Origin of the sequence: Endozoicomonas sp. ALE010 (assembly GCF_049310165.1) — a bacterium.
Taxonomy (GTDB): Bacteria; Pseudomonadota; Gammaproteobacteria; order Pseudomonadales; family Endozoicomonadaceae; genus Endozoicomonas.
The window spans coordinates 1-22,808 of the sequence record NZ_JBLYNV010000041.1 but is presented as its reverse complement, the minus strand read 5'-3'; the positions used below and the strand labels follow the sequence as shown (position 1 = coordinate 22,808).

The 22,808-nt window shown below is 50.3% G+C and carries 14 protein-coding genes; 9 read left to right on the top strand and 5 right to left on the bottom strand.

Annotated features, from left to right (window positions below; genetic code table 11):
- Positions 1 to 62: 62 nt before the first annotated feature.
- From ACO6UY_RS16155 to ACO6UY_RS16145, 3 genes are all read right to left on the bottom strand, one after another.
- Positions 63 to 2,174, bottom strand: coding sequence for a WD40 repeat domain-containing protein (locus ACO6UY_RS16155; RefSeq protein ID WP_422447728.1), 2,112 nt, complete (start codon positions 2,172 to 2,174; stop codon positions 63 to 65).
- 296 nt (positions 2,175 to 2,470) lie between these two features.
- The gene (locus ACO6UY_RS16150; protein WP_422490590.1) at positions 2,471 to 4,573 is read right to left on the bottom strand and encodes an F-box protein; all 2,103 of its coding nucleotides are present in this window, start codon (positions 4,571 to 4,573) and stop codon (positions 2,471 to 2,473) included.
- A gap of 141 nt (positions 4,574 to 4,714) precedes the next feature.
- On the bottom strand, positions 4,715 to 6,883 hold the full coding sequence (locus ACO6UY_RS16145) for an F-box/WD repeat-containing protein (RefSeq protein ID WP_422490588.1): 2,169 nt from the start codon (positions 6,881 to 6,883) through the stop codon (positions 4,715 to 4,717).
- Positions 6,884 to 7,252: 369 nt separating this feature from the next.
- Between ACO6UY_RS16145 and ACO6UY_RS16140 the strand changes: the two genes are divergently transcribed.
- The 3 genes from ACO6UY_RS16140 to ACO6UY_RS16130 all read left to right on the top strand — a co-directional run bounded on the left by ACO6UY_RS16140 (position 7,253) and on the right by ACO6UY_RS16130 (position 9,206).
- Positions 7,253 to 7,501 carry an AbrB/MazE/SpoVT family DNA-binding domain-containing protein gene (locus tag ACO6UY_RS16140; protein WP_269671759.1) on the top strand — a complete coding sequence of 83 codons (249 nt, stop codon included), beginning with the start codon at positions 7,253 to 7,255 and terminating at the stop codon, positions 7,499 to 7,501.
- Positions 7,498 to 7,929 carry a PIN domain-containing protein gene (locus ACO6UY_RS16135; protein WP_422490586.1) on the top strand — a complete coding sequence of 144 codons (432 nt, stop codon included), beginning with the start codon at positions 7,498 to 7,500 and terminating at the stop codon, positions 7,927 to 7,929. Before ACO6UY_RS16140 ends, ACO6UY_RS16135 begins: the two co-directional genes overlap by 4 nt.
- Positions 7,930 to 8,186: 257 nt before the next feature.
- Positions 8,187 to 9,206: a PstS family phosphate ABC transporter substrate-binding protein gene (locus ACO6UY_RS16130; protein WP_422447948.1), complete on the top strand. Its 1,020-nt coding sequence runs from the start codon at positions 8,187 to 8,189 to the stop codon at positions 9,204 to 9,206.
- Between the two features lie 79 nt (positions 9,207 to 9,285).
- Here the strand turns inward: ACO6UY_RS16130 and ACO6UY_RS16125 are convergent, their stop codons facing one another.
- A complete protein-coding gene (locus ACO6UY_RS16125; RefSeq protein ID WP_422490584.1) occupies positions 9,286 to 10,605 on the bottom strand; it encodes a Na+/H+ antiporter family protein in 1,320 nt (439 codons plus the stop codon).
- A gap of 555 nt (positions 10,606 to 11,160) precedes the next feature.
- Between ACO6UY_RS16125 and ACO6UY_RS16120 the strand changes: the two genes are divergently transcribed.
- From ACO6UY_RS16120 to ACO6UY_RS16095, 6 genes are all read left to right on the top strand, one after another.
- Positions 11,161 to 13,473, top strand: a complete 2,313-nt coding sequence (locus tag ACO6UY_RS16120; protein WP_422490582.1) for an ABC transporter permease subunit — start codon at positions 11,161 to 11,163, stop codon at positions 13,471 to 13,473.
- A 26-nt stretch (positions 13,474 to 13,499) separates the two neighbouring features.
- Complete coding sequence (pstA, locus tag ACO6UY_RS16115; protein ID WP_422462277.1) at positions 13,500 to 15,188, top strand: phosphate ABC transporter permease PstA; 1,689 nt, start codon at positions 13,500 to 13,502, stop codon at positions 15,186 to 15,188.
- Positions 15,189 to 15,193: 5 nt separating this feature from the next.
- Positions 15,194 to 16,213, top strand: a complete 1,020-nt coding sequence (pstB, locus tag ACO6UY_RS16110) for a phosphate ABC transporter ATP-binding protein PstB (RefSeq protein ID WP_422447713.1) — start codon at positions 15,194 to 15,196, stop codon at positions 16,211 to 16,213.
- A gap of 49 nt (positions 16,214 to 16,262) precedes the next feature.
- Positions 16,263 to 16,997, top strand: coding sequence for a phosphate signaling complex protein PhoU (gene phoU / locus ACO6UY_RS16105; RefSeq protein ID WP_422447711.1), 735 nt, complete (start codon positions 16,263 to 16,265; stop codon positions 16,995 to 16,997).
- Positions 16,998 to 17,262: 265 nt separating this feature from the next.
- The gene (locus ACO6UY_RS16100) at positions 17,263 to 19,431 is read left to right on the top strand and encodes a type I secretion system permease/ATPase (protein WP_422447709.1); all 2,169 of its coding nucleotides are present in this window, start codon (positions 17,263 to 17,265) and stop codon (positions 19,429 to 19,431) included.
- 6 nt (positions 19,432 to 19,437) lie between these two features.
- Complete coding sequence (locus ACO6UY_RS16095; protein WP_422447707.1) at positions 19,438 to 21,129, top strand: HlyD family type I secretion periplasmic adaptor subunit; 1,692 nt, start codon at positions 19,438 to 19,440, stop codon at positions 21,127 to 21,129.
- 59 nt (positions 21,130 to 21,188) lie between these two features.
- On the opposite strand, the gene ACO6UY_RS16090 is transcribed toward ACO6UY_RS16095, so the two are convergent.
- A complete protein-coding gene (locus ACO6UY_RS16090; RefSeq protein WP_422447705.1) occupies positions 21,189 to 22,358 on the bottom strand; it encodes a pentapeptide repeat-containing protein in 1,170 nt (389 codons plus the stop codon).
- Positions 22,359 to 22,808 lie beyond the last annotated feature (450 nt).

The window sequence follows — 22,808 nt, the reverse complement described above, 5'->3', positions numbered from 1 at the left end:
TCAAAAGTTCAAAAATTCAAGGTATTTGGAATGATCGTTTAGACAAGATCTGTTTGCTATCGTCACTGAAGAAGGCGGGATGGAGTTTCGGCTGGATTGTCCAGAACCATGCCAGCAGCAAAAAGGCACCAGATTTTCACATTGTTCGAGCCAGTTACGATCGCCACCTGTCTGCTATCGACACTGAAGAAGGCAGAATTGATCGGGTAGCCATGTCTCAGAATGACCTTATTCACCCAGCTGCCGTTGGCACAGCGGCCAGAGACTACTGCAGTACCATCCTGGCTTGCGGTTACCAGATGGGTGCTATCGGCGTTGAAACGTGCGGAATAGATCGGGCCGGCATGTCTTATAAGAGCTTTTGGCAGCCACTTGCCGTGCCCATCGTAACTGTAGATTTTTACCTTGAATTTGCCAGGAATGTTGTCGTTCCAAAGGCAAACCGGGTGCCAACAGAAAGTGGCAATATGTCTGCTATCAGGGCTGAAGCTGGCGTTATTGTCTGGCCCTTGAAAGTCATGGGGAATGGTGCCGCTTTCTGTCCAGCCTCTGGCTTCATCATAACTGTATATTCTGGTAGTGAGATAATCAGTGCTAATGATCGCCGCATGTCTGCTATCGGGACTGAAGAAGCCTCTTTTTCTCTCTTCCAGACAGGAAATAGAGGTTGGTATCCAGTTGCCGCGTTTGTCACAACTGAGGATTTCAAGGTTAGATGTATTTTTGCTAACCATCACATGACGGCTATCGGGGCTGAATTTGGGCCAATACCGGGCACCATTGTGGATAATAATCGGGATATTGCCGGTTTTCTCTGTCCAGTCGCTGTTGCTGTCACGACTGAGGATTTTCATGGTTATGCTGTCAGTTTCACCGTCTTTCCGGTTGAAGGTAATGACATGGCGACCATCGGGGCTGGCGATAACCCGTATGACCGAGCCTCCGTTGTCAGTGAGGGGTGCACTCTCCAGCCAGCCGCCATCTTTGTTCAGGCTGAGGATTTTTGCGATCTTTGCGTTGATCCCCTCATAATCACTGTACATCAGCACATGGCTGCCATCGGGACTGAAGGTGACTGATTCGGCATAGAAGTCACTGGTGGCCTCTAATGTCCAGCCACCCTCCTCGTTCCGCCTGTGGATTTTTGTGCACGAGTTTGAGTGGGTCAGTACCCGGCTGCCATCCGGGCTGAAGCGAGCCTTCAAGGGCCGCCTGAAATCGGTAATATCCGCTGCCAGCGTCCAGTGACCAGTGTCGTTCCAGCTGTGAATTCTGGCGCTGCCATCATCACAGATAATGACGGCATGATGACCATCGTAACTTAAATCAGCTGAGCAGATCCTGCCTCCATGGCAAATGTTGAGTTGCTCAGTACAGCTCTTGTCGGCGTTATATGCGAAGATTTTTGCGGTATGTTTTCTACAGGCGAGCACATGACGGCTGTTGCTCTCAAAGTTGTAGAGAGGACGATGTGTTTTGCGCTCGTAATCGAAGCTAAATCTGGCTTGTTTATGCCATGAGCTGTTCGCTGTGTAGCCAAAAATTAGCCCGGTACGGAAGTTTTTCAAGATCACTAACTGGTCGCCATGGGTGTTCAAGCTGAGGGTATTACCATCAACACCAAGAATTTTCGTTGCCAGAACCGGTTCGAATTGTCGACAGTCAGCCATCAGTTTGCTCACCGTGTAAAACAGGACCTGGGGGAAGTATTTCCTTCTTTGTGCTTTACATGTTTTAAGACCATCGTTTGTTGTCTGCTCTTCAGGGCATTGGCTGTAAAGTTTACCGACTACCGCTGTATCGGTGGTAAATTGCCTCAGCCAGTGCTGCAGGTCACGATCACTGATGGCACGGGCAATCTCCTTGAACTGGTTCTGCTGGTGTGTTGCCAATTTTGCAAACCACGATCTGGCCAGCAGATGTTCATCGGTGATTACCTGGTTTAAATACGTACACGTTTTTGCGGTGGCGAGTATCTCCCGGAAAGATAAATAGCCCAACAACCTGAGCAAGGGAGGCTCAGGCAAATGCAGTAATGAACATTGGTCCTGGCAGGGCACAACCGACATACCGTTGCTGTTCCACACATAACGGGATATCTCAGGTGTTACTCCGGCGCAGTCCGGGTTATCGCCATAATTGCCGCTGGTGTTCACGGTAACGGGAGGTTCCATTGTGAATTGTGATCTTCAGGTGGTTGCAAGTCAGGCATCTTGGATAGCATTGTCGGGCAAAAGTTCACAGCAATCGGAATGATCGTCTAGAGCTCAAGCTGGAAGCTTTGTCTGCAAAAACGACACAGGAAGCGCAGTATGTCTGAAGGTACTTTCCCGTTTTTCACAACTCCATCTATGGTACCAGCGAAGCCCTGATAGGGTTTCCCATGAGGGTTGGGCAATTTCACTATCTCTCACAACCGCTCATGATCTTTCTTGATGGAACCGGGCGCAGATTCCGGCCCGAAATATCGCTATGGACTGAATTCGGTTTGCATAGTTTCGTTCAAAGACCTGCCCGCATTGACAAGACGCCAGATATTCACAATGTGTTTGCCACTTACGGTGACCACATGCCTGCTATCAACACTGAAGATGGCAGATCGGACCGCAAAGCTATGCTTCAGAATGGACTTATTCACCCAGCTGCCGTCGGCATACCGGCCCAGGATTACTGCAGTACCATCCGCGCTTGCGGTTACTATATGGCTACCATCGGCGTTGAAGCGTGCTGAACGGATCGGGCCAGTATGGGTGATAATGGCTCTTTCTCGCCAATTACCGTTCCCAGTACGACCATAGATTTTTGCGTGATATTTGGCACTGCCATGGGCTCGGCAAGAACAGCCACAACAGAAAGTGACAATATGACGCCCATCAGCACTGAAGCTGGCGTCAATTTGTGGCCTGTTGTGGTCATGGAGAATGATGTTTTTTTCAATCCAGCCTCTGGCTGCGTTAAAGCCGTATATGCTGGCGGAGCGATGACCTGGGACGATTACCACCGCATGGCTGCTGTCGGGACTGAAGAAGGCTCTTTTAATTTTTCCCCTCAAGGGAATAGAGTTCTGCATCCAGTTGCCGTGTTTGTCACAGCTGAGGATTTCAAGGTTAGAAAGATCTTTGGCTGCCATCACATGGCAGCCATCGGGGCTGAACTTGGGGGGCAGGTCAGGGTCAAGGGGGTTAATAATGGGGATATTGCCGGTTTTCTCTGTCCAGTTGCGGTTGCTGTCACGACTGAAGATTTTTAGGGTTATGCTGTCAGTTTTAGCGTTTTGGTGGTTAACGGTAATGACATGGCAACCATCGGGGCTGATTGTAGCCCGTATGATCCAGTTTTTGTTGTTACCGAGGGTAGAGCTATCGAGCCTGCAGCCATTTTTGTTCAGGCTGAGGATTTTTGCCATCCCCCTGACACCGAACATCAGAACCTGGTTACCATCTGGGCTGAAGGTGACAGATTTGGCATCGAAGTTACTAGTGGCCTCCAATGTCCAGCCACCTTCCCCGTTCCGCCTGTGGATTTTTGTGCATGAGTCTGAGTGGGTCAGTACCCGACTGCCATCGGGACTGAAGCAAGCCTTCAAGCCCCGCCCGCCATCAGCGATGTCCGCAGCTAACGTCCAGCGACCAGCGACGTTCCAGCTGTGGATTTTGGCACTGCCATCATAACAGGCAATAACTACCTGATGACCATCGTCACTTAAGTCAGCTGATATGATCCTGTCTTTATGGACAATGGAGAGTTGTTCTGTGCAGCTGTTATCGGCGTTATAGCCGAAGATTTTTGCGACATGGTATCCATCCCAGGCCAAGACATGATGGCCGCTGGTCATGAAGCTGGTCTCGACGGTGGGGGAAGGAGGGTTGACCCAGGAATGATAGCTGAAACCCGCTTGTTCATTCCATTGGCAGTACGCTGTGAAGCCAAATATTGTCCAGGTATGATTGTTTCTGAAGATCACTAAATGGTCGCCATGGGTGCTAAAGCTGACGGTATTGACATCAGGGTTATTAAGAATGCTCTTTGTCAGAATCGGTTTGAATTGTCGACAGTTAGCCATCAGTTGACCCACCGTGTAAAACAGGACCTGGGGGAAGTATTTCCTTTTTTGTGCTTCACAGGTTTTAAGATCGTCGTCTGTTGTTTGCTTTCCAGGGCATTGGCTACAAAGCTTATCGGCTATCGTTGTATCCATGGTAAATTGTCCCAGCCAGTACTGCAGGTCAGGATCACTGATGTCCCGGGCAATCTCTTTGAACTGGTTTTGCTGGTGTGCTGCCAATGTTGCAAACCACCTTCTGGCCAGCAGATTTGCATTGGTGATTACCTGTTTTAAATACGTACACGTTTTTGCGGTGGCGAGTATCTCCCGGAAAGATAAGTAGCCCAGCAGCTTGAGTATGGGAAGCTGTGGCAAGTTCAGTAATGAACATTGGTCTTTGGGCACAACCGACATACCGTTGCTGCTCCCCGCACTCCCCACACAATGGGGGGCCTCAGGTGTTACTCCCACGCAGTCCTGGCTGCTGCCATAACTGCCGCTGGTGTTCACGGTAACGGGAGGTTTCATTGTTAATTGTCATTGTCAGGTGACTGCCAATCAGATGTCTTGGATGGGGTTGCCGGGTAAAAGTTCAAGGCATTCGAATAAACCTGATTAATCTTCCCGTGGGTTCTGTGAATGGGTCGATAGAACGACCTGGCATGTTTCTCAATTCTGACTGTTTGCTTCCGGCTTTTGGTTGCCAGCATGCAGAACAACACCCTGGCCAGTTGCAGCCTGTGGAGTTCCGGGCGGATTGTCCAGAACCATGCCAGCAGCGACAAGACGCCAGATTTTTACGTTTTGCGAGGCACTTACGGTCACCACCTGTCTGCTATCGACACTGAAGAAGGCAGAATTGACCCGGTAGTTATGTTCCAGAATGACCTTAGTCACCCAGCTGCCGTCGGCACAGCGACCAAGGATTACTGCAGTACCATCCTCGCTTGCGGTTACCAGATGGGTACCATCGGCGTTGAAGCGTGCGGTATAGATCGGGCCGTTATGGCTGATAACGGCCTTTGGCAGCCACTTGCCGTTCCCATCGTGACCGTAGATTTTTGCCTGAAATTCGTTACTGGCGTTGCCTGGGGGCCAACAGTAAGCTGCGTGCCAACAGAAAGTGACAATATGGCTGCTATCAGCACTGAAGCTGGCGTCAATGTATGGCCCCTCACGGTTATGGGGAATGATGCCGCTTTTTATCCAGCCTCTGGCGGCGTTATAACTGTATATACTGGCGATGCTATAACCAGCGCCGATGATCGCCGCATGGTTGCTATTGGGACTGAAGACGGCTCTTTTGCCTTTTCTAAATAAGGGAATAGGGCTCTGCATCCAGTTGCCGCGTTTGTCACAGCTGAGGATTTCAAGGTTAGAATCACTCTTGCTAATCATTACATGACAGCCATCGGGGCTGAATTTGGGCCATAGTCGGGTATCATTGGGGAGAATAATTGGGATATTGTCAGTTGTCTCTGTCCAGTCGCTGTTGCTGTCACGACTGAGGATTTTCATGGTTATGCTGTTAGTTTCACGGTCTTTCTGGTTGATGGTAATGACATGGCGACCATCGGGGCTGGCGATAACCCGTATGACCGAGCCTTCCTTGTGAGTGAGGGGTGCACTCTCCAGCCAGCCGCCATCTTTGTTCAGGCTGAGGATTTTTGCGATCTTTGCGTTGATCCCCCGATAACAACTGTACATCAACACATGGCTGCCATCGGGACTGAAGGTGACTGATCGGGCATAGAAGTCACTGGTGACCTCTAATGTCCAGCCACCCTCCTCGTTCCGTCTGTGGATTTTTGTGCACGAGTTTGAGTGGGTCAGTACCCGGCTGCCATCCGGGCTGAAGCGAGCCTTCAAGTGCCGCCTGAAATCGGTAATATCCGCTGCCAGCGTCCAGTGACCAGTGTCGTTCCAGCTGTGGATTCTGGCGCTGCCATCATCACAGATAATGACTGCATGATGACCATCGTAACTTAAATCAGCTGAGCTGATCCTGCCTCCATGGAAAATGTCGAGCTGCTCCGTACAGCTCTTGTCGGCGTTATATGCGAAGATTTTTGCGGTACGTCCTCTACAGGCCAGCACATGATGGCCGTGGGTCTCAAAGTTGGCGAGAGGAAGACCTGTGCAGAGCTCGTCATCGAAGCTAAAACTGGCTTGTTTATGCCATGGGCGGTTCGCTGTGTAGCCAAAGATTGTCCCTCTATGATGGTTTCCCAAGATCATTAAATGGTCGCCATGGGTGTTCAGGCTGATAGTAGCGTCAGGAGCATCATTAATTTTCTTTGCCAGAACCGGTTTGAATTGTCGACAGTCAGCCATCAGTTTACTCACCGTGTAAAACAGTACCTGGGGGAAGTATTTCCTTTTTTGTGTTTCACCGGTTTTACGACCGTCGTCTGTTGTTTGTTCTGCAAGGTATTGGCCGCAAAGTTTACCGACTACCGTTGTATCCGTGGTAAATTGCCCCAGCCAGTGCTGCAGGTCACGATCACTGATGTCACGGGCAATCTCTTTGAACTGGTTCTGTTGGTGCGTTGCCAATTTTGCAAACCACGATCTGGCCAGCAGATGTTCATCGGTGATTATCTGGTTTAAATAAGTACACGTTTTTGCGGTGGCGAGTATCTCCCGGAAAGATAAATAGCCCAACAGCCTGAGCATGGGAGGCTCAGGCAAATACAGTAATGAACATTGGTCTTGGCAGGGCACAACCGACATACCGTTGCTGTTCCACACATAACGGGATACCTCAGGTGTTACTCCGGCGCAGTCCGGGTCATCGCCATAATTGCCGCTGGTGTTTACAGTAACGGGAGGTTCCATTGTGAATTGTGATCTTCAGATGGTTGCCATTCAGATATCTTGGATGGGGTTGCCGGGCAAAAGTTCACAGCAATCGGAATGTTCGTCTGGGAGGCTGACCGAAAACCGCTTTGGCAGTCTAGGAGCCTGTCCGAGAATAGACTGCCCTACTGCGGTTGCGATAAATTGGTCTAAAAATTCCTGCTTCTTCGTCAAATAGCCCCGCTATTCTCCTCAGAATCAGAAATTTTTATCCTCAATTTCTCGCAATCCTCGCTACGGGCGCTATTCTCGGACAGGCTCCTAGCCACAACCTTTCTTGCCCTGTGTACAACCTTTGCCTACGATAGTATTACTATTTCAATATAGTAATACAGAGAGAGGTGTGACGTGCATAAACTAACGACCAAAAGGCAAGTGACTATTCCTCAAAGTATCTGCCAAAAGCTCGGGCTAAAACCAGGCGACTATATACAGGTTTTCGAGCGCGATGGTGTGGCACATTTGGTAAAGATGACCTCCGATGACCTTTCTGGCACCATCAAATTACCTGGTGATACCCATCAACACCTGACGCGAGAGGACACCAGGAAGGCCATCAAAAATAAAACCGCCAGAAAATTCGCGGGTGAATCATGATTGCTGTTGATACAAATGTGCTTTTGCGTTATCTGATAGCGCCGGTCGATGCCCGTAACCCGCCCTGGCAAGCGAGAGTGGCGGCTGAAACCATTAATTCTGCTGACTCCGTTTACCTCTCAGACATTGTCCTGGCCGAAACCGAGTGGGTGCTGGAAACCGTCTTTGAATTAACCAAAGCAGAAATACACTCCGTTCTCAAACAGCTCGCCAGTAACACCCGGTTCATTTTTGAAGACTGGAGTGCCCTGCAGAGCGCGCTGATGGATTACAGCGAAACTCCCAAAGTGGATTTCTCTGATTGTCTGATTGCCCGACGTGCCACCGGCAAAGGCACCCAAACGCTCTACAGCTTTGAAAGCCGCAAAAAGCTGGGGGCTTTATCCATCGTCACCACGCTGGTAAAGGAGCAAGTTGGGAGTGACTGAGGAACGCCTCCTGCTCCCCGTAAAGCCACCCTTTAAAAATAAAAGACCCGGCCACGGTTTGCTCTCTTCACTTTTTAAAAAGTGGGTGTCCTTTGTCTGTTGATCTCCGCCTTCACAGAATTGTCATATTCAAGCTCTATATTTGATTCCCGGAAGTCAAGCAAGGAGGCTCACGCCTCAGATCAACCTTTGATAGCCCTTAAAGATGAGAAGGCGCTGTTATTCGAACAGGGCGCGTAAATCCTGGAGAGCAAATGATGAAAATAACAACACACGTAACGGCATTTAAGCGAGTCCTGGCTGTGTCTGCTACCGCAGCGCTGGCGTTGGCCAGTGGTGCTGCCATGGCCAGCCAGCTGGATCCATCCCTGCCAAAGTACAGTAAGTCCAGTGGCGTGTCCGGTAACCTGTCCTCCGTGGGTTCAGACACGCTGGCAAATCTGATGACGCTCTGGGCCGAAGATTTCAAGCGCATTTATCCCAATGTGAATGTTCAGATTCAGGCGGCGGGTTCTTCTACTGCACCTCCCGCTCTGACCGAAAGTACCTCAAACTTCGGCCCCATGAGTCGGAAAATGAAGGACAAGGAGCTGGAAGCATTTGAGAAAAGGCATGGTTACAAGCCAACGGCGATTCCTGTGGCGATTGATGCGCTGGCAGTCTTTGTTAACAAAGATAATCCCATCAAAGGCCTGACCATGGCCGAAGTGGATGCGATTTTCTCGTCAACCCGCAAGTGTGGCGCAGACAGTGAAGTGAAGACCTGGGGTGATATTGGCCTGAGTGGATCCTGGCAGAACCGCTCTGTGCAGCTGTATGGACGTAACTCGGTATCCGGCACTTATGGCTACTTCAAGAAGAAGGCGCTGTGTAAGGGGGATTTTAAAAACAGTGTGAATGAGCAGCCAGGTTCCGCCTCGGTGGTTCAGTCGGTTTCTGCATCGCTGAACGGTATTGGCTATTCCGGTATTGGTTACAAAACCTCCAGTGTGAGAACCGTTGCACTGGCGAAGAAAGAAGGCCAGTCCTTTGTTGAGGCGACGCCGCTGAATGCGGTTGATGGCAGCTATCCTCTGTCACGTTTTCTGTACGTGTATGTGAACAAGCAGCCTAACAAGCCACTGTCTCCCCTTGAGCGCGAATTTGTTAAGTTGCTGCTCTCGAAACAGGGGCAGGAAGTGGTTGTGAAGGATGGCTATATCCCACTGCCAGGCAAGGTGGTTGATAAATACCTGGCTAAGCTCGGACTGGATAATACGACGATTGCCAGCAAGTAATGTGATTGCTGAGTGGAGATAAAGCCACTGTCTTCAGTGGCTTTATTTTTTAGTTAACCCTTCAAAGGATACGCATTAATTACAGAATCATTGCCGCGATCCAGGCAAACAGGATCATGGGAATGTTGTAGTGCATAAACGTTGGAATAACGGTGTCACGGATATGGTCGTGCTGGCCATCCACATCCAGCCCGGCGGTTGGACCAATAGTGGAGTCGGAGGCTGGAGAGCCTGCATCACCCAGCGCGCCGGATGCACCAACAAGCGCAGCGGTTGCCAGAGGTGAAAAGCCAAGGGCCAGTGCCAGTGGGACATAAAGTGTGGCAATAATGGGAATGGTTGAGAAGGAAGAACCAATGCCCATGGTGATCATCAATCCAACAAGCAGCATCAGCAATGCGGCCAGTGCCTTGCTGCCATAAACCAGCTCTTCAACCATGGCCACCAGGGCAGGAATATCCCCGGTTGTCCTGAGTACTTCGGCAAAGCCAGAGGCAGAGATCATGATAAATCCACACAGGGCCATCATTCTTACACCCCGGGCAAAGACATCATCCGCTTCCCGCCAGTGCACAATGCCGCCGAGGATCATCATCATAAAGCCTGTGGCTGCACCCATGGCCATGGAGTCGGTGAACAGTTGCACGCCGAGTGCCGCCGCAATGGATACCAGGGTAATCAGCACGGCCTTTGGCTCCATGGATGGCAGCTCTTCCTTAGCGGTTTTCAGGGCGCTCTCTGCAATGTGGTAGTGGCGGGGTTTACGGTAAGTCCAGAACACAGCCACAAGCAGACCAATAAACATGCCGAGTACCGGTAGAGCCATGGCTGATGGCATCAGGTCAGGGTCAATGTTCAAGCCATTATCGTTGAGGTTGCCCGCCAGGATCTGGGTCAGGTAGATATTGCCGAAACCAATGGGAACCAGCATATAGGTGGCGATCAGACCAAACGACAGGGTGCTTGCTACCGCCCTGCGGTCCAGCTGTAAGGAGCTGAAAACACCCAGTAGCGGTGGGATCAGAATAGGAATAAAGGCGATATGCACAGGGACCACATTCTGGGAGGCAAAGGCCATCAGCAGAATGCTTCCGAGGATCGAGATCCTCAGGCCAGCTGTTTTGTGGGTCTTGGCTACCCTCTGAATAATTCGATCGGCCAGCCACTGGGGAATCCCGGATGCGGATATAGCCATGGCAAAGGCACCCAGCATACCGTAGCTGATGGCGATGCTGGCACCACCCCCCAACCCTTCGGCAAAAGCGGACAGTGTGGCATCAAACCCCAGTCCACCAGCAAGACCTCCACCAATAGCCCCGAAAAAAAGGGCAAGTACAACGTTTACACGCAAGACACTCAAGGTCAGCATGATGGCAACAGCCAAAATGACAGCGTTCATAGTAATCCAGTTTTGTGTTCTTTTGAGTTATAAGCGGTTTGCGATACTTCAATCCACAGCATTATCCAAAGCACGATCTATAACAGATCAGTCTATAGCAGATCAGTGTAGAGCTCGTCAGGAGCTGTCGCATTCCTTGATTGGTTGTGCCTTGAGCTCTATTTTCTAGTTGTAAATTAATATATTACACATTGAGGCTAGAAGCTCAGGCGATAAAAGTAAATGTATTCGATCAGGGGCGAATCAGCCGTTCAATGGTGATGATGGTGTCGGTGGGCATGCAGGGAAGGGATCATGGGAAGGGCAGAGCTACACTGTTCTGATTGGGTGTCAGTACCGGGTATTGTTAGCAGATTTCTGGGTAACATCGTTATTTTCTCTGATCATGATGCACTTTCAACAGGTCTGTAAGCTCGGTAATTCAGGCTTACAGCCGTTATTGGCAGCAACTAAATTACAATGATCTGTTGGCCCGGGCAATGATTTTTTCCCGGTGTCACATTACTGTCATATTGATTCTGTAAGTTACGGGCATGATTTAATCAGACTTGCGCCATGTATCAAAATTCGATGGATAACAGCCCGGGTATTGATTTCAATACACCGGCACTAAAAAAATATCGTTCCCTGCGCTTCTTGAAAGACCGTCTCGCCCGCTGGGGGGTTGCCTCCGGAGGTCTTGGCGTGATTGTGGCGATTCTCCTGATTTTCTTTTACCTCCTCTACGAGGTCCTGCCGCTATTTAACCGCGCTGAGATTACCCGGGTTGCTTCATACCCATCGGCCCTGACTTTTGTTGATGAGCCAGTTGCTACGAAAAAAGCACCGATATTTCTCGCCGTTGAAGAGCAGGCCGAAGTGGCCATGCAAGCAGAGGCTTCCGGTAATCTGCGTTTTTTCTCCACCCAAACCGGTGAATGGCTACAGAATGAGTTGCTGCCAATACCTGCGGGCAGTGAGGTGGTCAGGGTGGTCAGGGATGCTGCCGGTTCCAATCTGATGGCGGCCGGTCTCACAAACGGTGAGGTCATACTGTTCGATCAGGGCTACAGGATTACCTGGCCAGACGACCGCCGGAAGATCACACCAGAAGTCAGCTACCCCTATGAGCGGCAGCCTTTTGCCATCAAGGACTTTTCGGCTCCGGTTGCACAACTGGCCATCAGTGACGGTGAGGAAAAGCTGTTGATGGCCGCCAGCAGCAATAACCAGCTGGTGATGGAGGTTGTCCATAAGGAAGCGGATTTTTTAACCGAGTCCGTCACTGTTGAGCAGCAGTCCGTCGCCCTGCCGGTGATCAGCGGACTTTCTGCGCAGGGTGGCCTGGATATCCGCCAGTTGCTGATTGATCCGGAACAAACCTGGCTTTATGTCCTCAGCGGCAGCAATCAACTGACGGTGATCAATATCAGCGATATTGACCGTCCCTATATCCATGAGACGCTCAATCTGACCGCTAAGGGAGTGGACGTTACCGCGATGACGTTTCTGTTGGGCGGGGTGTCCCTGCTGGTGGGTGACTCAGAAGGCAATATCGCCCAGTGGTTTATGGTTCGTGAAGATGGCCGTCTGAATTTGCACAATATTCGTTCTTTCAGCCTCGGCAGTGACCCCATCGACAAGATTGTTCCGGAGCATCGGCGCAAAGGCTTTCTGGCGTTGGATGTGAAGGGTCAGGTCGGTTTGTATTACACCACGGCAAACCGTTCTCTGCTGGTGGAGCCATTGGCTGCGGGTCGAATAGATCAAATGGCCGTAGCGCCAAGAGGCAATTATCTGATTCTGGCCAGCCAGGGTGAGACGCAATTCCTGAAAATCGACAATGAGCACCCGGAAATATCCTGGTCTGCCCTGTGGGGTAAAGTCTGGTATGAGTCTTACAATCAGCCGGATTACATCTGGCAGTCCTCGGCATCAAACAATGATTTCGAGCCCAAGCTGAGCCTGATGCCACTGTCGTTCGGGACGCTCAAGGCGGCGTTTTATGCCATGTTGCTGGCAGCGCCACTGGCCATTTGTGCGGCTATTTACACCGCCTACTTTATGGCTCCGGGCATGCGCAGAAAGGTAAAGCCGGTGATCGAGCTGATGGAGGCCCTGCCTACGGTCATTCTTGGTTTTCTTGCCGGGCTCTGGCTGGCCCCGCTGATTGAAAATCAGCTGGTGGGTATTTTTGCCCTGTTGCTCTTTGTGCCAGCGGGCATCCTGATGTTTGCTTTTGCCTGGGATGGCTTGCCTGCAACGATACGTCACCGGATTCCTGACGGTATGCAGGCCGGATTGCTGGTGCCCGTGGTATTACTCAGTGGTGCCCTGGCCATGTCGCTCAGTTCCAGTCTGGAACTCTGGCTGTTTGACGGTGATATGCGTACCTGGCTGACCACCGAGCTGGGCATTCCCTACGACCAGCGTAATGCCCTGGTGGTAGGACTGGCCATGGGTTTTGCCGTTATTCCAACCATATTTTCCATCGCGGAGGATGCGATATTCAGCGTACCCCGGCACCTGACCTATGGTTCCCTGGCGTTGGGAGCCACACCCTGGCAGACCCTGACCCGGGTGGTTCTGCTGACCGCCAGTCCGGGTATTTTCTCTGCGCTGATGATCGGTATGGGAAGGGCAGTAGGTGAAACCATGATCGTGCTGATGGCCACCGGGAATACGCCCATTATGGATGCCAATATCTTTGAGGGCATGCGGACGCTGGCGGCCAATATTGCGGTTGAAATGCCAGAGTCTGAAGTGGGCAGTAGCCATTACCGAATTCTCTTTCTGGCCGCACTGGTGCTGTTCCTGTTTACCTTTGTGGTGAACACGGCGGCGGAGATGGTGCGTCATCGACTTCGTAAGAAATACAGCTCGCTCTAAGAAGGGAAAGAGGATAAGAAATGACTATGAATAATTCCCTTCAAAGCCCCGGAAAACGCTCTGTTGGTGCATGGATTAACAGCGGTGCTCCCTGGGTCTGGCTAAATGCCGGTGCGGTTGCCATCAGTCTGGTTCTGGTGATCGGGCTGCTGGGGTTGATCGCTGTGCGCGGGCTGGGGCACTTCTGGCCGGGCCAGATTATGGTGGCCGATTACCAGCCTCCGGGGCAGGCTGTCCGAATGGTTGCCGGAGAGATTACCGACAGTGAAGAAGTCCCCGCAGCCCGTTTGGAGTCGTCCGGCCTTGAGGTGGTCAACGGCCAGGAGCTATATACCCGTGTTCTGTTGAAGCAGGGCAATCGGGACCTGAGTGGTGCTGACTTTGTCTGGATCGTCGATGAGTGGCTGAGTAATCGCCAGTACCCTGAAGACATCATGGTGCTTGAGCGTCGTGAATGGGGCAATTTCTACGGCTTCCTGGAGTCTGTTCAGGAAGATGGTGTCACCGTTGCCAGTGGTGAATCGGCCTGGACCGTTTTCAATAAGCGTTTGGATCGGGCTCTCGAGATTTATCAGGCAATCTACCAGATTGAAAAGCACGACATTGGCTCAATAAACGCCGCAATAGAACAGCTGCGTCTGGCCGAGCGTCGTCTGGAGCTGAGCGGTGATAGGGACCCTGTCCGTCAGGCAGAGATTCAGGCTGAGCGAAAACAGCTGAATCAGGAATATCAGCAACTGGAAAACCAGCTGGGCGATCTTTACCGGGCGTTCAACCGTGACAGCTTTGTGGCCAGAACCGTTGCTGGTCAAACCCTGGAACAGCCAATCAGTAAGGTGGTGCGTGCCTATCAGCCCAATGCCCTGTCACTGACCGATAAAATAGGTTTTTATTTTGACAAGGTCAGTGAGTTCATTCTTGATGATCCCAGGGAGGCCAATACCGAAGGCGGTGTCTTCCCCGCCATCTTTGGCACAGTGATGATGGTGATTCTGATGTCCATTATGGTGACCCCTTTCGGTGTTATCGCTGCCGTCTATCTGCGAGAGTACGCCAGTCAGGGCTGGATGACCCGGGCCATCCGGGTGGCAGTTAATAACCTGGCGGGGGTTCCCTCCATCGTTTACGGGGTGTTTGGTCTTGGTTTTTTCATCTACTTTGCCGGGGCAAAAATCGATAATCTGTTTTTTGCTGAGGCCCTGCCATCCCCCACCTTTGGTACTCCGGGGCTGCTGTGGGCATCCATCACTCTGGCTCTGTTGACCCTGCCGGTGGTGATTGTCGCCACGGAAGAGGGGCTGTCCCGTATTCCCCGCTCCGTTCGGGAAGGGAGTCTGGCCCTCGGTGCCACCAAGGCAGAAACGTTGTGGCGGGTTGTGCTGCCCATGGCCAGCCCGGCCATGATGACCGGTTTGATTCTGGCGGTTGCCCGTGCGGCAGGGGAAGTAGCACCACTGATGCTGGTGGGGGTTGTTAAGCTGGCTCCCAGCTTGCCGCTGGATGGCAACTACCCCTATCTGCATCTTGATCAGAAGTTCATGCATCTGGGCTTTCATATTTTTGATGTGGGTTTCCAGAGCCCGAACGTGGAAGCCGCCAGGCCGCTGGTGTATGCCACTGCGTTGCTGCTGGTGATGGTTATTGCCGTGCTGAATCTGTCCGCCGTTGCGATTCGCAACCGGTTACGTGAAAAATACAAGAGCCTTGAGGACTGAACACGATGTCTGCGGAAGAGCTTTATAACGTCATCGATAGAAAGCCGGAAGGGGATGAAAAAAAGGATGAAAGCCTGAACAAGACTTTGAGTGAGGCTCTTACTGTGAAAACCGCCATAACGTATCCTGAAAACAGCCCTGAGAAGTACGCCAGTGTTACCGCTGATGGTCGTGCTGAACCACCTTCCGCACTTCCCGGAGCTGTTAATCCTGAGTCTCTTGGGCGTGGTCGTTCTGTACTGAACCTTGAGCTTGAACCGACCAGTATGGAGGTGTCTGGCCTGAACTTGTTCTATGGCGAGAAACAGGCGTTGTTTGATGTCTCCATGAAGATACCGCAAAAGCGTGTAACGGCGTTTATCGGACCTTCGGGCTGTGGTAAGTCCACGCTGCTGCGCAGTATGAACCGGATGAATGATCTGGTGGATGGCTGTCGTGTGGATGGGCAGATACGGCTCACCAATGCTTCCGGTGGGCAGCAAAATATCTACGAGAAATCCGTCAATGTGGCTGATCTTCGTCGTCGGGTAGGGATGGTGTTCCAAAAGCCCAACCCATTCCCAAAAAGTATTTATGAAAATGTTGCCTATGGCCTGAGAATTCAGGGCATCAATAAAAAGCGGGTACTGGATGACGTTGTGGAGTGGGCGCTGAAAGGGGCTGCGCTCTGGAATGAAGTGAAGGATCGCCTCCATGAAAGCGCACTGGGCCTATCCGGTGGGCAGCAGCAGCGTCTGGTTATTGCCCGGACCATTGCGGTGGAACCCGAAGTATTGCTTCTGGATGAGCCTGCATCTGCACTCGACCCTATCTCCACTTTGAAGATTGAAGAGTTGATCAATGAGTTGAAGTCCAGATTTACCATTGTGATTGTCACCCATAACATGCAGCAGGCGGCCCGGGTGTCGGATTACACCGCATTTATGTATATGGGGCGGATGATTGAGTATGGCGACACCGACAGGCTGTTCACCAACCCCCGCAAGAAACAGACTGAAGACTACATTACTGGCCGTTATGGCTGAAGAGCTTTCCTGAATCTCAACAGTTTCTGGCAGCCTCCAAGGATTATCCATGCCTAACCAAAGCGATTTGCTGACCCACCACATTTCCCAGCAGTTCAACCATGAACTGGAAGAGCTGCGCAATAACCTGTTGTCCATGGGCGGCACGGTTGAGAAGCAGGTCAGTGATGCCATTGAGTCACTGATCAATGCCGACAGTGACCTGGCCATCGTTGTTTGTGAAAAAGACACCGACATCAACTTTATGGAAACGTCCATTGATCAGGAGTGTTCCAGGATTCTGGCCCGCCGCCAGCCTGCAGCCAGCGACTTACGCCTGGTTCTGGCATGCACCAAAGTGGCCACGGACCTGGAGCGCATTGGTGATGAAGCGGCCAAAATTGCCCGATTTGCCATAAAATTGTCAGAACAGGGGGAAGCACCCAAAGGCTATATTGAAACCCGTCATATTGGCAGTCATGTCCGCCAGATGACTCAGGATGCCCTGAATGCCTTTGCCCGGTTTGATGCAGAGCAGGCCCTTGCGGTGGCTAAAGAGGATAAAGCGGTGGATCGGGAATACAAAAGTGCCACCCGTGAACTGGTGACTTATATGATGGAAGATCCCCGCTCCATTACCCGGGTGTTGAATATTATGTGGGTATTACGCTCTCTGGAGCGGATTGGGGATCATGCCAGAAATATTGCCGAGCACGTTATTTACCTGGTCAAGGGTAAGGATGTCAGACACATTGGTCTTAAACGGATGCAGGAAGAGGTGTTTGATCAGCAGCTGGATGATTGAAGCAGTACTGTCTTTTAATTTAATTGAAATGGTTTTAGGGGAATTAAATTCCCCGGTTTTTTATTTCTGATATGAACACCATTTAAAAATGTGTTTTTCAATTTTTTATTTTTCAATTTTTTATTTTTCAATTTTTTATTTTTCAATTAGCTGTTTGGTATTTTGCGCTAATCTTTAGTTATTAATACCTTTCAGGCAATCATGCTGTTTGTTTCTGAATCAATCTTTTGTAAAAAAACACGGATGAAACAATCAGCAGGTAGCTATGAATTACTCCAGTACCCTTCATGACGGCTGGGATATCCCTGATGAACACCCCGTCAGCAGCGATGACCTTCTTGAATGCCTCGCCTTGTTAACCCGCCATTATGGTAATCCGTATTCACGGGAATCTTTAAAAGCTGGAATGCCCCTTGAGAAAGGCAAATTTACTGCAGAAGTATTTATTCGATCGTCTGAAAGAGCGGGTCTGGCCTGTAAAGTTCATAAGCGGGAGATTGCCGAAATATCTTCACTGGTTGTTCCTGCCGTGTTGTTACTGAATAAACGCAAAGCCTGCATTTTGTCGGATATTGATCATGCAAAAGGCACTGCCCGGATTATTATGCCGGAAACCGGTGAGGGCACGACAACAATCAGTATTGAAGAATTAAATGAATTTTACAGTGGCTATGTTATCTATGTCCGTGAAAAGCATCGTTATGATCGTCGGACCCCGCAGAAATTAACGGTTAAATCCAGACATTGGTTCTGGGGAACTATTCTCGGTTCATGGAGAATTTACCGTGATGTTTTACTGGCATCACTGTTGATCAATATTTTTGTGGTTGCCAGCCCGCTGTTTGTGATGAATGTGTATGACCGGGTGGTTCCCAACCAGGCATTTGATACACTCTGGGTTCTGGCCGTTGGTGCGTTAATTGTTTTCAGTTTTGATTTTATTCTGAAAATGGTGCGCAGCTATTTTATTGATCTGGCCGGTAAAAAGTCCGATATTCTGCTCTCTTCTGCCATCATGGAGCAGGTTCTGGGGTTGAGCATGAAGGCCAGGCCCGCTTCAGTGGGTTCCTTCGCGAAAAACCTTCAGGACTTCGAAAGTATTCGGGAATTTATTACCTCTTCAACGGTCACTGCGCTGGTTGACCTGCCGTTCACCTGTATCATTCTTTTCGTGATATTTATGCTCGGTGGGCCTACGGCAGTTGTACCTCTGGTCGCCATGCTCATCATTGGCCTCTACAGTTTCTTTATTCAGGAGCCTCTCAAAAATTCCGTTGAAAAAACACTCCGTTCCAGTCAGCAGAAAAATGCCACATTGATTGAAAGCCTCTCAGGCATGGAAGCCCTGAAAATTGCCCAGGCCGAGAGTGATATTCAGTACCGTTGGGAAAAAGCCGTTAGCCATATTGCCACCTGGAGCATTAAAACCAAACTGCTCACTTCTTCTGCCACCAGTTTCAGTGCCTATGTTCAACAAATGGCCAATATAGGCATGGTTATTCTTGGGGTTTATCTGATCTCTGAAGGTGAGTTGAGCATGGGGGGACTGATTGCCTCGGTCATGCTGTCTGGCCGTTGTCTGGCACCCATGGCTCAGATTGCCGGGCTGGCAACCCGCTATAACCAGGCCAAATCGGCTCTGGATGGCCTGAATCAGATCATGGACATGCCAACCGAACGTCATGAAGACAGGGATTACGTTAATCGTCCGGACCTGAAAGGCAGTATTGACTTTGATGGGGTTAACTTTTCCTATCCCGAGCAGGAAATTCAGGCCTTAAGAGATGTCAGCCTGAGCATTAAAGCCGGTGAAAAGGTTGGGATTATCGGGCGAATTGGTTCCGGCAAGACAACCATCGAAAAGCTGATACTGGGACTTTATGAACCGGGAGAAGGCGCAGTTCGGGTTGACGGTGTTGATTTACGACAGATCAATCCCACTGACCTGCGCTCCAGTATTGGCTGCGTTAGCCAGGATATCACACTGTTTTACGGCTCCATTAAAGACAATATCACCCTGGGGGCAAACCATGTTGACGACAGCCAGTTGCTTGAGGCTGCTGAGATTGCCGGAGTAACGGAGTTTGCCAATAAGCACCCTAACGGGCTGGATATGATCGTGGGTGAGCGCGGGCAAAACCTGTCCGGAGGGCAGCGACAAAGTATTGCCCTGGCCCGTGCCCTGCTGATGAATCCACCGATTCTGGTGATGGATGAGCCATCCAGTTCTATGGACAACACCACAGAGCTGCGAATGAAGGAACAGCTAAAGACCCGGTGCAGCGGCAAGACGTTGATATTGGTTACCCATAAGGCCTCAATGCTGGATCTGGTGGACCGACTGATCGTAATGGACAGTGGACGTATTGTTGCGGATGGACCCAAGGATCAGGTACATGCGGCGTTAAGGCAGGGCAAACTCAAAATAGGATAGGCTGGAATGAGTAGCAGCGATGATAAGGACGTAATAAAGGGCTCGACAGAGGCACCTGTGAATCAGACTGAACCGTCAGAAGGCCACATTACCAAGTCGGCTGAGTCAGAACAGTTGATGCCAAGCCTGGCATTTAGTGTTGCTGATGGCCAAGAGCAGAGTGCTTCTGAGGATGGCAAAGGAGAGGGTTCTTCGGAGAACTCTTTAGAGACTTCTTCAGAGAACGCTTCAGAGTCGGCTGAGTCAGAACAGGAAGTATCAGGCCAGGCAATTAATGTTGCTGATGGCCAGGAGCAGAGTACTTCTGAGGAGGGCAAAGGAGAGGATTCTTCGGAGAACTCCTTAGAGACTTCTTCAGAGAACTCTTTAGAAAAGATAGAAGACACAGTGCTACCAGATGATATGGAATATATCTCTGATACCAATGTCGCCATGCTGATAAGAACGCCAAAAGGTGGCCGTTTACTGATATACACTATGCTGCTGGCGCTGTTCTCCTCCATCGTCTGGGCCAGTGTTGCCCGGCTGGATGAAATTACCAGGGGCCTGGGGATCGTCATTCCATCCTCGCGGTTGCAGGTGGTGCAAAATCTGGAAGGTGGGATTCTGGAGCAGATTTTTGTTGCAGAAGGGCAACAGGTGCACTCAGGGCAACCGTTGATGCAGCTGGATGACACCCGTTTCTCTTCCACCTTTCGGGAAAGTGCCATTGAGTATTACAGCGAGCTTGCCAAAGCGGCCAGACTGAGAGCCGAGTTGTCGGGTGAAACATTGAACTTCCCGGCTGAGTTGGACGACTATCCGGCTTATATGGAGCGAGAGCGGGAAATTTTTTATCAGCGTGCCGACCGCTTCATTGCAGAGCTCAATGTTGCCCGGGAGCAGGCGGTCCAGGCTGAGCATGAGTTAGCCACCACAGAGGATCAGCTGATATTTTTGACCACCAGCTTTGAACTGGGACAGGATGAACTTGAATTGACCGTTCCTCTGGCAGAGCAGGGTGTTGTCTCCAGGGTTGAGCTGATTCAGTTAAGACAGCGGGTGAATGACCTTGAGTCACAAATGCGAAGAACTGAGCTGAGTATTCCAAAGTTACAGGCGGCCTATCAGGAGGCGCTGTCCCGTAAAGAAGAGGTTTTTCAGGACTACCGTGCTGATATTGTTCAGGAACTCAAGGAAACGGAAGTTCATCTGGATCAGTTAGGTGAGTCTAATCATGCCCTTGAAGACCAGGTAGACCGGACTCTGATCAAATCACCCATGGATGGCATTGTTAAGAAAATCCATGTCACTACGCTGGGTGGGGTCGTTCAGCCCGGCATGAGTCTGCTGGAGATTGTGCCACTGGAAGATAACCTGATGATTGAGGCACAAATTCAGCCCAAAGACATCGGTTTTCTGCGCCTGGGGATGAAAGCAGTGGTTAAGCTGACGGCCTATGACTTTGCGATTTATGGTGGGCTTGAAGGCGAGGTTGAGCACATCAGTGCTGATACCATCAAGGATGAGAAAGGCGAGAGCTTTTATATTGTCCGAATCCGGACCAAAAATAACTTCGTCGGCTCAGAAGATAAACCGCTTATGATTATTCCCGGTATGAGAACCAATGTGGACATTATCACCGGAGATAAGACATTGATGGCCTACCTGCTTAAGCCTATTCTCAGGGCCAAACAGAATGCGTTGACAGAAAGATAAACAGGATGAGGCTGGTTTCCGGTGTGATCATAGCCACTGAAGCAGCAGTATTTCCAGCCTTACTCAATCATTGTATCCGGTGCGATTCGGGTATTGTGCAGTTGCCACTGATCAATATCTGAGTCTTTGATAATGGTTCCGACAAAACAACTCTGGCTGAAGTGTGCATCGGTCAGGTCGGTATGCTCGATCAATAAATGATTCAGATGGCAGTGGGTAAAGGATGGCGCTTTTTCCACACTGAAGCAGTCGGTGAACACGCCTTCATTGAAGCTGACCTTGTTGAATACGGCATTATCCAATTGGGCGCTGGTTAAGCTGACACGTTCCCAGACACACTGAGATATTTCGGTATTGGCCAGACTGACAGACTGCAGTTCACAGTCAGCCATGGTCACTTCACTCATTGTTGCCCCGGAAAAAGAGGGGCCTTCATCAAAACTTTCACACCCTTTGAATGATGCGTTTTGGATCGCCGCATTGTTGAATGACGTTTTGGTCAGGGTACAGTGACGAAACTCCATATCCTGAATCTCTGCCTGTGAAAAATCGGTATTATCAAAGAATCCGTGGATGATATGACTGTTGTATAAACGTATTTTCCGGCAGGAGCTGTTGTGGAAGGTTTGTGCGGTCATATCACAGTTTTCAATCACCGCCTTATCCAGCACGGCATGATCAAAATTCGCTGCTGAGAGGTCGGAATCAATAACCCTGGCATTGGCCAGGTTGGCGTGACGAAGGTCGGCTCCATTCAAATTACAGCCATCCAGAATGCAGTCCCGCAGATCGGTATGGCGAAAATCGGCACCACGCAGGTCACAGTTTTTCCAATAAACGCCTCGCAGTTTGCCGGACCGGAATTTACAGCGCTGCATCAGGCTGTTTTTAAAACGCATGCGCTCCAGATCCCGATGGTTCAGAGATAGCCCGGTAAAGTCGGATTGATCCGGGGCGGTCCATCCGGGGTGGAGACTTTCCAGCAATGCCCGTTGCCGCGCAGCTTTCTCTTTTTCCTGCTCAAATTGAGAAGCCAGCCCTGATGTCTGTTGGACCTGATACTTGCCAACCTCTTTGTTGACCAGAATGCTGTTATTGGCTCTTAAGCCAGAGGTTTTGAGCCCATCGGTATCCAGAATGTTGTGGTTACCCGACGTTGTTGAAACTTTCTTTTTTGGTGAAGACTTCTGTTCTGAAGACTTCGATGATGGGCGTTGTTTCTGTGGCACAGGTGGAAATCTCCGGACAAACTCGTTTCATTCTGAGTCGCCCGGATAGGTTAAAGGTTTAGCCCGGATATTTCATATTAACAGGAGGTATAAATTACCTCCTTTATTTTCAATAAGTTATATATTTATCAAGTGGTTATAAATGCACTTTCGTTCAACCATTGATGGTTATTAATGGTTGTAGGCAGTTTTTTTCGACACCTGTCCACGCTAAAAGCGTCAGGAGTCATGCTCTTTCAAAGAATTTCTTGGCATTCCTTGAAGCAGAGGATAGTTTGTGTACCCACGCAAATTGGCAGCTATCCACTGCTTCTCAGAAATACCGTTTCTTCGGCTTGGATTCTTGCTTTACCTGAAGGTTGCATATTCTGGCTAATCGTGAACGCTCATTCTGGCAAAGCGTGAACACGAATTCTGGCCAGGCGTGAACATGGATTCTGGCTGATCGTG